This window comes from Paenibacillus terreus (assembly GCF_042138595.1).
Taxonomy (GTDB): domain Bacteria; phylum Bacillota; class Bacilli; order Paenibacillales; family Paenibacillaceae; genus Paenibacillus; species Paenibacillus terreus.
In genome coordinates, this window is the sequence record NZ_JBHIRX010000013.1 from 122525 (window position 1) to 136139 (window position 13615).

Sequence of the window (13615 nt, forward strand, 5' to 3'; positions counted from 1 at the left end):
AGATAGAAAACAAAAACACCCGCTCCAATTCTGTAATCAGCACGGGTGTCCTACAGCTCGTCATTCAATTGTTCCCCTTGAAACGCTCGCCTGGAAATGATCTTCCCGGAGATCCTTGATGATCAACTCTTGCATAATCACGTCCCAAATGAGATTCTATCTATAAATAGCCGACCGCAGGCTGAACCTTCATTGAAAACGTTGAGTGTTGCTTTAGTAGAATCGTACCATAGCTTTCCTTATTTAAGGGGAAGTTAAAAGTATTGCAGCAGCAATCCCAAGATTCATAGAGTATCGAGAAGGATAAGCGGGACCATAAACCTATATTAACACAAGGACACATGGAAAAACCATAATATTCAAAAAATTTAATGACGTGTCATGTAAGCGTATTAATTTACAGCAATTGTGTATTTTTACCTGGTGGTTGAGGAAGCGGTTCTTCCCAACTGCTGCTTTAAGAGAAACCTTGCATTGAGCAAACCGCTGCCAAATGTATTGGGTTTCATCCCTTTCCGGTGGTAGGCATTCTTCTTCAATAGAGTCTTCACTTGAATCGGAGTCAAATAAGGCCGCTGCTGCAGAACCTGTGCGACAACACCGGCGACAATAGGCGTAGCCACGCTGGTCCCTGATAGCGTGAAGTAGTCCGAACCGATTCTTCTGCGGGGATTATTGCGGACAAGCACGGACCCCGGGGCACGGAGCGAAATAATCCCTTCACCGGGCGCCGCAATATCCGGCTTGGGAATCTTGGAACCGAACACGGGGCCGCGGCTTGAGAATCTGCATATGCGGTCATCCCTCTGATCCGTCGTACCACGGTCGTCCACGGCTCCCACGGTAATCGCGGACGGGCTGGTTCCGGGACATTCTATACTGCCGGAGTCCGGTCCGCTGTTGCCTGCGGAGACCACCACCACGAGTCCTGATCTGACTGCTTTTTCCACGGCCTGCACCACAAGATCGTCTTTAATGGGGGATACCTGCATTTTGCCCAAGGACAGGGACAGAATGCGCAGATTGTAACGTGCCCGGTTAGAGATGCACCACTCAATTCCCTTGATGACGACAGAGTCAAGCGCTTCTCCATGCTCATCCAGCACCTTCACCGCCACAATGCCCGCTTCGGAAGCGGGGCCCTTATATTTCCCGCCGCTGGACCATCCGTTGCCCGCGATCACACCTGTGACATGGGTGCCATGACCGTTATCGTCGTAAGGGGCGGATTTTTTATGAATAAAATCTTTGAAGGCCACGATCCGGTTCACGGGTCTGGTCAGGTCCGGATGCGGGAATACCCCGGTATCCAGTACGGCGATATTGATGCCTTTTCCGGTGAGTCCCCGGAAGCTTTGCACGGCAGCGGCTCCAATGGACGGAAGCGCAGTATTCAAGCATGCCTTGTTGATGTCATCCAGATAGATCCGATGAACACCCGCCCAGCTGCTGAGCCGCTTCAGGCCACTGACGGAGATTTGAGTGGATAATGCATTGAGCAGAGGCAGGTGGTGCTTGATCGTGAAGGAGTGAGACCCCATATGCTTCTGCAAGGCATGGATCCGGGACGGGGTCACCTTGTGCTTGAAGCAGACAATTACAGGCATCCCGCCGGGCGATCCCTTGGAGGTATATAGTTTGCGAATCCTGCGTTTCAGAGAGTAGTTGAGTTTGTCAAGCTGCTCCTTCTTGAACATTTCACTCATGGCTATGCTTTCACCTCTTCAAGGCATAGTATGCAGGGATTCCATCCTTGTGCATTTGACTATGCGAAGAGTATGAAAGTTTCTTCAAATCATTGGAATAAAACGGCCGAGCCCGAATACATTCTTAGTATAATCTATCAGAGAGGGAATGATTGTATTGAGAAATGTAAGCTTGGGGCTTGTTACAGCCGGTGGAATTGAATTTGAGGGCTTGTATTATTCCTGTCCAACGGCAATTTATGAAAACTGGTTTGATATAGCAAGAACGGAAGGTGATTGGAAGATATTAGTGGTGTATAATTCTGCTAACAATACAACTATTGAAGTCTTTCACACGCCGAGCGGAAAATGGATTTTGGCCAGGAATATATCCGGCTCCGCTCCGGCGTCAGGGCATGGGGAGCACGAGCATTTGCATCAAAGTCTGCACGGGCTTGCAAGAGCAGGAGAGTTGCAGCAGGTCGCAAAGCAGGACTGATGCGGAGGAAAGCAGGATTGGTGCGGAGGAAAAGGAGAGAGAGGGACTATTCCCTCTCTTCAGGACTGTGGATAAGTTATGTGCAGATTGTGAATGAACTGTGAATGAATTGTGAATAAACTGTGCATAAGTAGATGGTTATCCACAAAATGTTCTGTCTTGAGCGCACTTATCAACAGCCACAGCCGCAATGGCAGCGGCGGGTGCGGCGGGGAGCGGGGCTGGGCTTCGGACTTGGACAAGCTTTCTTCTTCGTGATGCACTTGCTGTATCTTCTAACCTTAGGCACGTAATAGTATTCTTCATAATAGGATTTGAAATCCGTTTTGTAGATGCATTTCCGTTTGGTCACCAGCTGCTTCTCTCCCGAAGAACATTTCATAGCTGCTCACGCCTTTTCAATGGATTGGCTTTCCCTATAACCTATGAACTCCGGGATATAGCAGCAACGGCATGAATCTATTTCTCATAGAAATAGACTTGTATCTTCACGCATAAAAAGCCGGCCCTTATGCATCGCATAAGAACCGGCTGATCAGATCACTTCCGGAGTGCAGCTGCCTAACAACAACCACAGCCGCACACACAACCGCAATCGCCGCCACAATCGCCGTCGCAACCGCAACTGCAATCGCAGCCGCAGCCCCAGGCCTCTTCGGCCACGAGATCGAGCTTGTTGGACAGCACCGTTTCTTTCTTGCGCACTTCCTTCAGAGTATCACGGATGCTGCGATTGACCGTCATGAGATCGGAAAATGTGGGTTGAAACGGAGGCTTGGAGCCCGGCAAAGTGCCCAGAACGTACTGCAGCTTCTCCGCTTCCGCGTTAATGATATGGCTAAGTCCCAATTCCTCCATGCCGATGGATGCCAGGACCAGATTAATGGCATCACAGCGGTCCACAGTGACCGATGGCGTAATATTCGGGATGTTCGCTTGCGACATACTGTATCCCTCCTTAAACTTCTGAGATACCATACAGTATGACAGACGCGGAGGGAGAGTTACTTCCGTCAGGTATTTATTTTTCTGCTTCCGAAGGAGGGGCACTTGCTTCCTCGGGTTCTCCCCATATGAACTCCACCACATTGCTCGGCTGGTTGCCGATCAGCAGCCGGCCGTCAACTGCCTCGAAGTGATAATCCAGCACAGAGCTCATATAAAATTTCTCAATCTCGGATTCCTTGTGGATTTCCATCTTGAAGGAGACGTCCAGCAGGTCTCCGACAGGCATATTTCGCAGAATCACCGTGATAACATTGATCGAATCCGTCTCCATCGGCACATCAATCCCGTTGATGACAAAGGTCCCGGGCACCAGGCGGGCGCACTCCGGCAGGGTGGTGCGGTACTGGACATACATGCAGGTGGTCGAACCGGTATTGGTGATGACTGTGCGGCTGGTGACGATGTCTCCCAGCTTGATTACGCTATGGTCCGCGGATTGAGCCAGATTCATTACGGCATCCCGGGCCACCACCCGCTGGGCGATCAGGTAGGGATGGGGCGATTCTTCACGGACCTTGGGATACAGCGGTTGATTCTTCAGACCTTTATCCATGGAAAAGGTGTCCATATAGCTTCGGTGCGTATTGCCCTCAAGGACGTGAAGCTCGGAGGGCAGGGAAAGGTCAGTCGTAATTTCGGGCAGCGATGCCTGCCACGATTCCCATAACAGAGCATCGGGTTCCGCTTGTACATGGAGGGAGAGATGACATGGCGGCAGGAACGGGCAGTTGTAGATAATGGGAAGATGCCAGACCAGATCGCCCGGATCCCCGGACTTCGGTGTAACGACATACACGCTGTCAGAATTCATCTGCACAAAGAACGTGATGTCCTTGATATGCACATAACGCCCGGTGGAGCTGTCCCGGAACACGGATTCCAGTTCAACCGTCAATTTATCACGCTCCGTCACAATCTCAACGGTGGACGCGGGCTGCTCGGAATACCAGATCAATGGAGCCCGTACGATGCAGTAGCTGCGATCTTCAATATGAAGCCACGCACTGTGCCCCTCCGTGTTGGAGATCCATTTCATGCCAAGGCGATCGGCCTTGTCGAATAATTCCATGTACAATCAACCTTTCTATCCGGATTCAAAACTAGTTCATTTTATGTGCGGCAGACATGATAAAGACCACCTTTCCTTGAAGCAGAGAAGGGTGGTCTTTATGCTTGCCGTCGATGAGGGTTATTTGTCCGAAGGGGAAAAAGCGATGCGGTGCAATTCACTCCATAACTCCTGAACCGATGTATTGTTGTCCTCTGCATCAGGATAATGCTGCTTCAAGGCCTGCTGGATTTGCTCGAAGGTTCTTTGCAAGTTCTCGATGACATGATTCTTGGGCGCTTCCAGCGTATTCCCAAGCTCGGGCCGAAGATCGAACTGATCGGCATAAGCCGAATGCTGTGACTGCATGCCTGCCTCTTCAAACGATTCCATGATCCGTTTCACGGCCTCTTCCTTGGTTCTGGAGAATGACGTGAACAAATCATCATAAGGATGATGCATATTCTATCCCTCCTCTCTGTCAGGTTTTGCTGCAGTATATTCAGGGACAAATGCCATAGTGAATCTCGAAAGAAAAAAATGAAATGTCTTGTGAACAGGCATCCTTCCGCGGCATCGCGCTTATAAATATAGGGAAACCGGCAGAGAAGTCACAGCACACATGATTTTGCTTGCAGGCATACTGACAAAGCAGGAAAGCGGGGCGATGTTATTCTGATCAGTATCGTGATTTTAACCCGGAACCAGCTGGCGCTGACCCAGGCATGCCTTGATAGCATCCGGCGCCACACCCGGGAGCCGTATGAGCTCATCCTCGTCGATAATGGTTCCACCGACGGGACACTGGATTATCTGCGATCACAGTCGGATGTGATCCTGATTGAGAACGGGGAGAACAAGGGGTTTGCCAAGGGATGCAATCAAGGATTTGAGCGTTCGAGCGGAGATTACATCATGTTTCTTAACAACGATACGGTGGTTACCGAGAACTGGATGACCCATCTGCTGCGGGCGCTGAATGATGATCCCAGAATCGGTATGGTCGGGCCTGTTACCAACTTTTCCAGCGGGCATCAGCAGATTACGGCGTCGTACAGCAGTATCGAGGAACTGGAGGAGTTTGCGAAACAGCATGCGGACATTTATTCGGGGATTTATATTGAGGTCCGCCGGCTCATCGGCTTCTGCATGCTGACCACAAGGTCCGCGCTGGAGGAGGTCGGTCTGTTCGATGAAATATACGGGCTTGGCAATTATGAGGATGATGACTTAAGCCTAAGGTTTCTTCGCGCCGGTTATGGGCTGCGTGTAGCGCTGGACGCTTTCATCCACCATGTCGGTCATGCCACTACCCGAAAAGAACTCTCCTACAGTGAGATTACACAGCTGATGCGGCAGAACGCGGAGATTGCAAACAGGAAGTGGGGCGGCAATATTCATCAGCTCATTTTTAAGCCGGAGATCTCCGTGTCAGCCTGCCTGGTCGTGATGAACGCGGAAGGCATTCTGCGCCAAACCCTGGATTCCTTGACGAATGATGTAGATAAGATCATCGTGGTCGATTTGGGTTCTACAGATGCCACCAGCGAAATCGCCCAGTCGTATCCCATTGAGTTTTATTCCCTTACGGAAGAAAGCAACAAGATACACACTGCTTATAACGCTTTTGAAAACGTGAAGTCCGAGTATGTGCTGTGGCTGTATCAAGGCGACGTTCTGTCAGATAAGGACATTCGCATTCTGCGTGCGTTGAAGCTGTCGACGGAAGGCGAGCCGGACATGATTACCGTCGATTTCTGCGAGGGTGTGAACAAAAATGAGTATCTGGCGCCGATCGCGCGCCGTTATATGATCAGACGCGAGTTGGCGGCCCGTAAATTGTCGACCATTCTATTCGGCATTACGGTCGATAAACCATCCTGATCAGAAGAGGAGCGTGGAGTAAAGGTGATAGAAGAAGGATTGTTGTCCCTGTGCATGATTGTCAAGAACGAAGAGAAGTGGCTGCAGCGGTGTCTGGAGAGCGTCAAGGACGCGGTGGATGAAATCATTATCGTCGACACCGGTTCAACGGACCGCACGAAAGAGATCGCGGCGGAGTATGGAGCGGCCGTGTACGACTACGAATGGAACGACAGCTTTGCGGATGCGCGCAATTTCGGTCTGGATAAGGCCAAGGGAGAATGGATCCTCTGGCTGGACGCCGACGAAGAGGTGGAGCCGGGGGACGGGCAGCATCTGCGGGACGTCCTGTCCAGGGAGGAATGCTACTTTGGCCGGATCAAGGTTGTGAATTATTACGGAACCTTCCCGGTGACCTATGACCGCTCTCATATCATGAATCAATACCGGCTGTTCCGCAACGATCCGAAGCTGCGTTTTGCCGGAGAGATCCATGAGCAGCTGGATATCGAGGCCCTGGACTTGACCAACAAATCCGTGCTGGTGGTGCCTGTGACCCTGCATCACTACGGTTACCTGGAGGAAGCTGTCGAAGAGAAAGGCAAGAAAGAACGGAATTTGCGCCTGCTGGAAAAAGCGCTGGAGGCCGAAGACCATGATCCGTGGCTCGATTATCATTATGCCAGCGAGCTGTACCGCAGCGAGAAAATGGCTGAAGCCTTTGAACGGGTGAACCTGTCGATTGGAAGCTTCCTGAAATCCCAGAAAAAACCACCTTCCTTATTATATAAGCTAAAGTATTCCATACTTATGGCCATCGGCAGCTATGAAGGCGGATGGCCCAGCATTGAGCTAGCCATCAAGCTGTATCCGGATTATGTGGACCTGCATTTCTATAAAGGCATCATTCTGATGAGCATGAAAAAGTTTGCCGAGGCCCTTGAAACATTTGAATACTGCCTCACGCTGGATGAAGACCATCCTGCCTACCTGACCATGGTCGGCACCGGCAGCTTCCTGGCCTGGTATTATATCGGCAGCTGTCACGAGCTGATGGAGGACCTCCCCAAGGCGGAAGAGGCGTACCGCAAATCACTGGAGCTGTCGGATACGATGGAGCAGGCCAGAGAAGCGCTGCAGAAGCTGGGTGTTCTCGAATCTGCCGCAGACAACTGAAGAAGGGGAGCCATGAATGATTACAATTAGTTTGTGCATGATTGTGAAGAATGAAGAAGAGGCTCTGGATCGCTGCCTTTCCGCAATCCAGGATGCAGTGGATGAGTTTGTGATTGTGGACACCGGATCGACCGACCGCACGAAAGAAATTGCCGCGAAATATACACAGCATGTCTATGATTTCCAATGGATCGACGACTTCTCCGCTGCCCGCAATTTCTCCTTCAGCAAAGCCACGAAGGAGTACATTATGTGGCTGGATGCCGATGATGTCGTTGACGAAGCCAATGTGGCAAGATTGAAGGAACTGAAGCGCACCCTGCCTCCGGAGATTGACCGGGTCAGCATGCCGTACAATCTGGGCTTCGACGCTTCAGGCAATGTGACATTCAGCCTGCGCAGATTCCGGCTGGTGCGCAGATCCTGCAATTTCAAGTGGGAAGGGCCGGTGCATGAGGTCCTGATCACGGACGGACCGATGATCGCCAGCGATGTAGCGATAGCGCATCACAAGGATAAGCCGTACACGGACCGCAACCTGCAAATTTATCTGGCACGGAAGCAAAGAGGGGAGCAGTTCTCGCCGCGCGATCTGTACTACTTCGCCAATGAGCTGCGCGATAACGGACGGAACGAGGAAGCGATCGAATACTACAACAAATTCCTGGATACGGATAAAGGCTGGGTAGAGGATAACATACAGGCCTGCTTCAAACTGGGAGATTGCTACAATAAACTGGATCGCCGTCAAGACGCTGTCGCCGCCATGAGTCGGTCGTTATGGTATGACACGCCGAGACCGGAGTATTACTCCAATATGGGCGATATCTTTCTGGTGCTGGGCAATTATCGAGTGGCCGCCCACTGGTATAAGCAGGCGATCGAGACGGAGGCTCCGGCCGACACGATGGGGATGACCAGCAACATCATAACGACCTGGTATCCTCATCTGCAGATTTGCTTGTGTTACGACAAACTCGGGCAGCATGAGCTGGCCAGCGAGCATAACGAGAAGGCCCTGGCTTACAGCCCGCAGCATCCGAGCATGCTCTATAACCGCAAATACTTTATGGGTGTGCTGGGCTCTCGTTTTGTAAGGGGAGAAGGAACCCCGGAGATCGATCCGGCATAGAATAAACCAAGAACAGAATGAATCAACAGCAAAGGTTCAGCGTGTGAAGGACGCCTGCAGGGTGTCTCCACGCTGGACATTTTTTCAAAGCTTTGATCGACAGACAAAAAAACGACTGCCATCGACCAGGTCGTTGGCAATCGTGAGAAATCATCGTTATACGAATGTTATCGTCGGGGCAGGACGATTAACGGTAGGCAGGGTAGGATGTGCTGCCACCTGATGCTTGGTCAGGCGGGCAAGGTGGCTGCGGCTGATGAGTCGGGGTGCCGCTTGAGCAAGGAGGAGTGCTGCACAGCACAGTTTCCAGCTTCATTTGCAGCAGCAGCTCCTTGCGAACGACCTCCGACAGCGTCTGGCGCACATCCTTGTTGATCTTCAGAATGTCGTCAACCGAAGCGGATGAGCCTGTGCCATGCAGGGTACCGAGCACATACTGGATTTTCTCGGCTTCGGCGTTAATGATATGGCTGAGGCCGATTTCCTCCATCGCAATGGACACGAGCAGCAGGTTGACGGCATCGCAGTAGTCGATAGAGATTGTAGGCGTGATATTCGGAACTGTTGGGTAAGACATGGATAAATTCCTCCTTAAATGTACATAGAGTTTAAGTTTTACAAGCGATTAAAGACAAGGGTGCTTGGCGGACATGACCGTTTCCAGCTTCATTTGCAGCAGCAGCTCTTTACGAACGACTTCGGACAATGTCTTGCGTACATCCTTGTTGATCTTCAGAAGATCGTCGACCGAGGCGGATGGGCCCGTACCGTGCAGGGTACCGACGACATACTGGATCTTCTCGGCCTCGGCATTGATGATATGACTGAGGCCGATTTCTTCCATGGCGATAGACATAAGCAGCAGGTTAATGGCATCGCAGGCGTCTACAGTGATCGTAGGGGTAATGTTCGGAATATTTGGATAGGACATGCTCTCACTCCTTGATATAGCTTTTATGGGTTTACTGCGCAATCGGCAATTTCCAAAAGGTATGTGCACTGGTGTTTCATTATGTTATGACTGCAGCGACACGCAATTGCCTCACCTCCTTAAAGGGTTAACGTTATTCGTCGTAGTACTCTTCCGAGCTCCCCTTGTCATCATCCTCGCAATCGTCATAATCCCCTTCTTGAAAATGCTCATCCACAAGCTGAATAACCCGGTCCAGCTTGTTGAGACTCAACCATTGCTCCATCGTTATTTCTTCCATAAATTTGGATACGGCATTATTAAATTGAATATAGTCCTTCGTCTTGACTGACATGGAACGCTCGGCATGCTGAACAAAAGCCTGTATTTTCTCAGCTTCCGCATTAATGATGTGTGACATGGACAATTCATTCATAGCTATGGAACCCAATAATAATGAGATCGTTTCTCTTTTTGTAACCGTGATCAGTGGTGTGATATTGGGGATTGATGGCTGTGACAGGATAACCCCTCCTTTCCTACAAGTTCATCTGCGACGAGTAAGGAAACCTGTTATCGATGGTTTAGTATATAAGCCGCGCAACTTGTACTATTACTCATGTTTAAAAAATTTAATTTGGGGGACACGGAAAAATTTGAAGCAGGACATTAACACATTCAGCGAATGCCACATACATTATCCTAGAACTTAATCCACCCCCACCGGATTAAGGGGATATCGTAAAGGGAGAGGATGTGTAGAATGTCGCAGGCAAACATACCTAATATTACCCCATCCATAAGCCTCACTAGAGACGAAGCAATTAACCTGATACTGTCATCGATCGCAATGCAGGAGCTTGGACTGAGTCACATTATTAATGCCGAGGCCGAGAAGATTCAGTTTGCTCTGGGTACGCTGTCGGGAGGCGGCCTCAACCCGCCGCCGAATCTGGATGAAATTACAGCCCTGAACTGTAATGTTCGCGAGACGCTCACCGAAGTCATGAAGACGGAAATGGTGCTTCAGAACAAGATGGATTCTTTGAAAAAGTTTGTTAAAGGCTGCCAGGGCCCCACCGGTACGGCAGGTCCGACAGGTCCGACGGGACCTATCGGTCCAACGGGACCGGGCACTGGCGCAACAGGCCCAACGGGTCCACAGGGTCCGCAAGGTCCAACAGGCCCGGCGGGAACAGGAGCAACCGGTCCCCAAGGTCCTCAGGGACCACAAGGCCCGCAGGGTCCACAAGGTCCGCAAGGCCCGCAGGGTCCACAAGGTCCGCAAGGTCCGGTAGGTCCAACAGGTCCTGGCGGTGATGGCACACCAGGTCCAACCGGTCCGCAAGGTCCACAAGGCCCGCAGGGTCCGCAAGGTCCGCAGGGTCCACAAGGTCCAACCGGAGCAGGTGAACCAGGTCCGACTGGCCCGCAAGGTCCGCAAGGTCCAACAGGTCCGGCAGGTTCAGGCGCCCCAGGTCCAACGGGTCCACAGGGTCCCCAAGGTCCACAGGGTCCGCAAGGTCCGGCAGGTCCGACCGGAGCAGGTGAACCAGGTCCAACCGGTCCTCAGGGACCACAAGGTCCGCAAGGTCCGGCAGGTCCGACCGGAGCAGGTGAACCAGGTCCGACCGGTCCGCAAGGTCCCCAAGGTCCGCAAGGCCCGCAGGGTCCACAAGGTCCGGCGGGAATAGGAGCAACCGGTCCCCAAGGTCCGCAGGGACCACAAGGCCCGCAAGGCCCGCAAGGTCCGCAAGGCCCGGCCGGAATAGGTGTAACCGGTCCGCAAGGTCCGCAAGGTCCGCAGGGACCACAAGGCCCGCAAGGTCCCCAAGGTCCGGTAGGTCCGGCGGGAACAGGAGCAACCGGCCCGCAAGGTCCGCAAGGCCCTCAAGGTCCGCAAGGTCCCCAAGGTCCGCAGGGCCCGCAAGGTCCGGCAGGTCCGACGGGAGCAGGAGTAACCGGCCCGCAAGGTCCGCAAGGGCCGCAGGGTCCACAAGGTCCGCAAGGTCCGGCAGGTCCGACGGGAGCAGGAGTAACCGGTCCGCAAGGTCCGCAAGGTCCGCAGGGTCCGCAAGGTCCGCAGGGTCCCCAAGGTCCGCAAGGTCCACAGGGTCCACAAGGTCCGGTAGGCCCTTCAGGAACAGGAGCAACCGGCCCGCAGGGTCCGCAAGGTCCACAAGGTCCACAAGGCCCACAAGGTCCACAAGGTCCGGCAGGTCCGACGGGCGCAGGGGTAACCGGCCCACAAGGTCCGCAAGGTCCGAAAGGTGATCAAGGTCCCCAAGGTCCGCAAGGTCCACAGGGTCCGCAGGGCCCCCAAGGTCCGCAAGGCCCGGCGGGTCCTCCAGGGAAATGTGAATGCTGCTGCGGCGGCTGCGGTTGCGGTGGTGGCTGCGGCGGTGGTTGTGGCGGCGGCTGCGGCGGCAAGAAATGTTACTGCAATTGCTGCTGCTGCACCCAGTGCGTTCCATGCGGCTGCAAAGTGAATCTCAACCTGCCGACTGGAAGCGATGTATCGGGTATGATCTATAATGGCAACGAGGTCATCGTCCAAACACCTGGACTGTACAATATTGAATGGTTTGTATCACTGGCACCGAACCAGGCTGTGCCAACGCTGTTCTCGCTGCTGATCAATGACCAGCCATACAGCGGTGCGTCGACATATGCGAACACCGGCACCCTCTCCTCCAGCAGAGTTGGTTATCTGAACGCGGGAGACCGGATCAGCATCTCGAACCGCTCCGATTCCGAACGCTTCCTGCAGAGCGCAATCGCGGGCAACACGGCAGGACACCTGTCCATCTTCCTGATCAGCGAGTAATGCTCGTTTACATGTATATGAGGCAGCAAGTCCACGCAGAACGGCAGCAGCCTTAAGAGGCATCGCACCAGATGGAAATAGACTATTGAGGAGTCCTCGGTAGTCTATTTTTTTTCGGTTATAACTCCTTTCTGGCGGGCATATGTATGTGTCAGAAGAGTATCCATTTCGGATGGGGATGCAAGATATGTACTCGGATACGGGGAGTGAACGAGAATGAAGCGATTGTCGTTATGCATGGTCGCCACGGGCAGCGATGCGCAGTTGAAGCGCTGTCTGGACAGCGCGCATGGTCTGGCCGACGAGATAATTATCGTGAACATGGAGCCTACGGACCGCATTCCGAAGCTGGCGAAGGTCTATGGCGCCAAGGTATTTGATTTCTATGAAGAGGGGAGCTACCCGGAAGCAGGCAACTTTGCCCTCGGGCAGGCCACAGGAGACTGGGTCCTATGGATGCATGAGGATGAACAGTTGGACCAGATGGACCGTTACCGGGTGCGGGATCTGATTTATCAGGAGCAGTACGACCTCATCTTCCTGAACGTGCTGCAATACGGCTCCACGGCAAGCGGGCGCGTACGAATCCTTGACATGGCCGCCCCGCGATTGTTCCGCAGGCATTTCCGTTTTCAGTATTTTACCGAACATCAGGAGCTGCTCAACTTCAACCAGCTCAAGGGCAAATCCAGAGAACAGGAACGGATTGGCATTTTCCCGGTGAAAATTCATGACTACAGGCTGGAGAAGAATCCGCTCAAGAACAAGTCCAGTGTGCTGCGGGAGCTGGATCATCTGAGCCGTCAGCCCCTGACGGCCGGCATCAGGGGCCAGTGGTATGCGTACCACCTGGCGTGTGAATATTACCGCCTGCAGATGTACCGCCCCGGCTTCAAGCAGCTGAACACCGCTATCCAGCATTATCTGGACGAGAAGCAGCTTCCCCCCTATATCGTCTACAAATTGAAGTACTCGGTGGTGCTGGATGAAGTCAGCTCCGAAGAGATTGAACATGGCTTGAAGCTGTCGCTGCGCATGTATCCGGATTATGTCGACCTCCAGTTCTATTCCGGCATTGTTCATTATAAGAAGAAAATGTACGAGGAAGCCTTGCACCATTTCAACCGCTGTCTGGAGCTGGGAGAGCCGTCCTTCGGCAAATATCTGGTCCGCAAGGGAGCCGGCAGCCATCAGGCAGCTTACTATAAGGGGTTGTGTCTGGAGAAATTGGGGCGGGACGATGCTGCAGTCGAGGCGTTTGTGCAATCCCTGTCCTACTCCAGCACCTTCAAACCGCCGCTTGATGCCTTGATCAGATGTCTGGGGGAGGATGCCGCGCTGCATGAGCTTACATATTTCTGGCAAGATAAGCTGCCCATGGAACGGGAGGAGCTGCAGGCGATCATTGATGCGCACCTCCATGACACCGGCAAGGTGAAACAGTATGGGTAGAGTACCTGACGGGAG

14 protein-coding genes are annotated in these 13615 nt (G+C 52.7%); 7 read left to right on the forward strand and 7 right to left on the reverse strand.

The annotated features are described in order from the left end of the window. Nucleotides 1-416: 416 nt before the first annotated feature. On the reverse strand, nucleotides 417-1706 hold the full coding sequence (locus ACE5KN_RS21305; protein WP_375528812.1) for a S8 family peptidase: 1290 nt from the start codon (nucleotides 1704-1706) through the stop codon (nucleotides 417-419). 172 nt (nucleotides 1707-1878) lie between these two features. On the opposite strand from ACE5KN_RS21305, the gene ACE5KN_RS21310 reads away from it, so the two are divergent. Next, a complete protein-coding gene (locus ACE5KN_RS21310; protein WP_375533146.1) occupies nucleotides 1879-2184 on the forward strand; it encodes a hypothetical protein in 306 nt (101 codons plus the stop codon). Between the two features lie 149 nt (nucleotides 2185-2333). Then, nucleotides 2334-2477, forward strand: coding sequence for a hypothetical protein (locus ACE5KN_RS21315; RefSeq protein WP_375533147.1), 144 nt, complete (start codon nucleotides 2334-2336; stop codon nucleotides 2475-2477). 268 nt (nucleotides 2478-2745) lie between these two features. On the opposite strand, the gene ACE5KN_RS21320 is transcribed toward ACE5KN_RS21315, so the two are convergent. The 3 genes from ACE5KN_RS21320 to ACE5KN_RS21330 form a co-directional block, all read right to left on the reverse strand. After that, the gene (locus tag ACE5KN_RS21320) at nucleotides 2746-3129 is read right to left on the reverse strand and encodes an alpha-helical endospore appendage domain-containing protein (RefSeq protein ID WP_375528815.1); all 384 of its coding nucleotides are present in this window, start codon (nucleotides 3127-3129) and stop codon (nucleotides 2746-2748) included. A 76-nt stretch (nucleotides 3130-3205) separates the two neighbouring features. Next, nucleotides 3206-4261 (reverse strand): hypothetical protein, encoded by a 1056-nt coding sequence (locus ACE5KN_RS21325; RefSeq protein WP_375528816.1) that lies wholly within the window; start codon nucleotides 4259-4261, stop codon nucleotides 3206-3208. A 120-nt stretch (nucleotides 4262-4381) separates the two neighbouring features. Next, entirely contained in the window at nucleotides 4382-4702 is a 321-nt protein-coding gene (locus tag ACE5KN_RS21330) for a hypothetical protein (RefSeq protein WP_375528817.1), read from the reverse strand. Nucleotides 4703-4927: 225 nt separating this feature from the next. Between ACE5KN_RS21330 and ACE5KN_RS21335 the strand changes: the two genes are divergently transcribed. From ACE5KN_RS21335 to ACE5KN_RS21345, 3 genes are read left to right on the forward strand one after another with little or no spacing between them, the layout of a single operon-like run. Continuing rightward, complete coding sequence (locus tag ACE5KN_RS21335; protein WP_375528818.1) at nucleotides 4928-6124, forward strand: glycosyltransferase family 2 protein; 1197 nt, start codon at nucleotides 4928-4930, stop codon at nucleotides 6122-6124. A 24-nt stretch (nucleotides 6125-6148) separates the two neighbouring features. Further along, the gene (locus ACE5KN_RS21340) at nucleotides 6149-7279 is read left to right on the forward strand and encodes a glycosyltransferase (RefSeq protein ID WP_375528819.1); all 1131 of its coding nucleotides are present in this window, start codon (nucleotides 6149-6151) and stop codon (nucleotides 7277-7279) included. Between the two features lie 16 nt (nucleotides 7280-7295). Beyond that, a complete protein-coding gene (locus tag ACE5KN_RS21345; protein ID WP_375528820.1) occupies nucleotides 7296-8411 on the forward strand; it encodes a glycosyltransferase in 1116 nt (371 codons plus the stop codon). A gap of 187 nt (nucleotides 8412-8598) precedes the next feature. On the opposite strand, the gene ACE5KN_RS21350 is transcribed toward ACE5KN_RS21345, so the two are convergent. The 3 genes from ACE5KN_RS21350 to ACE5KN_RS21360 form a co-directional block, all read right to left on the reverse strand. After that, nucleotides 8599-8988: an alpha-helical endospore appendage domain-containing protein gene (locus tag ACE5KN_RS21350; RefSeq protein ID WP_375528821.1), complete on the reverse strand. Its 390-nt coding sequence runs from the start codon at nucleotides 8986-8988 to the stop codon at nucleotides 8599-8601. 48 nt (nucleotides 8989-9036) lie between these two features. Continuing rightward, nucleotides 9037-9342 carry an alpha-helical endospore appendage domain-containing protein gene (locus ACE5KN_RS21355; protein ID WP_375528822.1) on the reverse strand — a complete coding sequence of 102 codons (306 nt, stop codon included), beginning with the start codon at nucleotides 9340-9342 and terminating at the stop codon, nucleotides 9037-9039. A 133-nt stretch (nucleotides 9343-9475) separates the two neighbouring features. Further along, the gene (locus tag ACE5KN_RS21360; protein WP_375533148.1) at nucleotides 9476-9757 is read right to left on the reverse strand and encodes an alpha-helical endospore appendage domain-containing protein; all 282 of its coding nucleotides are present in this window, start codon (nucleotides 9755-9757) and stop codon (nucleotides 9476-9478) included. Between the two features lie 327 nt (nucleotides 9758-10084). On the opposite strand from ACE5KN_RS21360, the gene ACE5KN_RS21365 reads away from it, so the two are divergent. Continuing rightward, on the forward strand, nucleotides 10085-12148 hold the full coding sequence (locus ACE5KN_RS21365; RefSeq protein WP_375533149.1) for an alpha-helical endospore appendage domain-containing protein: 2064 nt from the start codon (nucleotides 10085-10087) through the stop codon (nucleotides 12146-12148). Between the two features lie 216 nt (nucleotides 12149-12364). Then, the gene (locus ACE5KN_RS21370; protein ID WP_375528825.1) at nucleotides 12365-13600 is read left to right on the forward strand and encodes a glycosyltransferase; all 1236 of its coding nucleotides are present in this window, start codon (nucleotides 12365-12367) and stop codon (nucleotides 13598-13600) included. Nucleotides 13601-13615: the final 15 nt, after the last annotated feature.

What these genes read in the sequence shown, in the direction of transcription:
- ACE5KN_RS21360 (WP_375533148.1), bottom strand. Translation starts at nt 9,757, where the DNA reads ATGAATGAATTGTCCATGTCACACATCATTAATGCGGAAGCTGAGAAA.
- ACE5KN_RS21320 (WP_375528815.1), bottom strand. Translation starts at nt 3,129, where the DNA reads ATGTCGCAAGCGAACATCCCGAATATTACGCCATCGGTCACTGTGGAC.
- ACE5KN_RS21355 (WP_375528822.1), bottom strand. Translation starts at nt 9,342, where the DNA reads ATGTCCTATCCAAATATTCCGAACATTACCCCTACGATCACTGTAGAC.
- ACE5KN_RS21370 (WP_375528825.1), top strand. Translation starts at nt 12,365, where the DNA reads ATGAAGCGATTGTCGTTATGCATGGTCGCCACGGGCAGCGATGCGCAG.
- ACE5KN_RS21365 (WP_375533149.1), top strand. Translation starts at nt 10,085, where the DNA reads ATGTCGCAGGCAAACATACCTAATATTACCCCATCCATAAGCCTCACT.
- ACE5KN_RS21330 (WP_375528817.1), bottom strand. Translation starts at nt 4,702, where the DNA reads ATGCATCATCCTTATGATGATTTGTTCACGTCATTCTCCAGAACCAAG.
- ACE5KN_RS21350 (WP_375528821.1), bottom strand. Translation starts at nt 8,988, where the DNA reads ATGTCTTACCCAACAGTTCCGAATATCACGCCTACAATCTCTATCGAC.
- ACE5KN_RS21325 (WP_375528816.1), bottom strand. Translation starts at nt 4,261, where the DNA reads ATGGAATTATTCGACAAGGCCGATCGCCTTGGCATGAAATGGATCTCC.
- ACE5KN_RS21345 (WP_375528820.1), top strand. Translation starts at nt 7,296, where the DNA reads ATGATTACAATTAGTTTGTGCATGATTGTGAAGAATGAAGAAGAGGCT.
- ACE5KN_RS21315 (WP_375533147.1), top strand. Translation starts at nt 2,334, where the DNA reads ATGTTCTGTCTTGAGCGCACTTATCAACAGCCACAGCCGCAATGGCAG.
- ACE5KN_RS21305 (WP_375528812.1), bottom strand. Translation starts at nt 1,706, where the DNA reads ATGAGTGAAATGTTCAAGAAGGAGCAGCTTGACAAACTCAACTACTCT.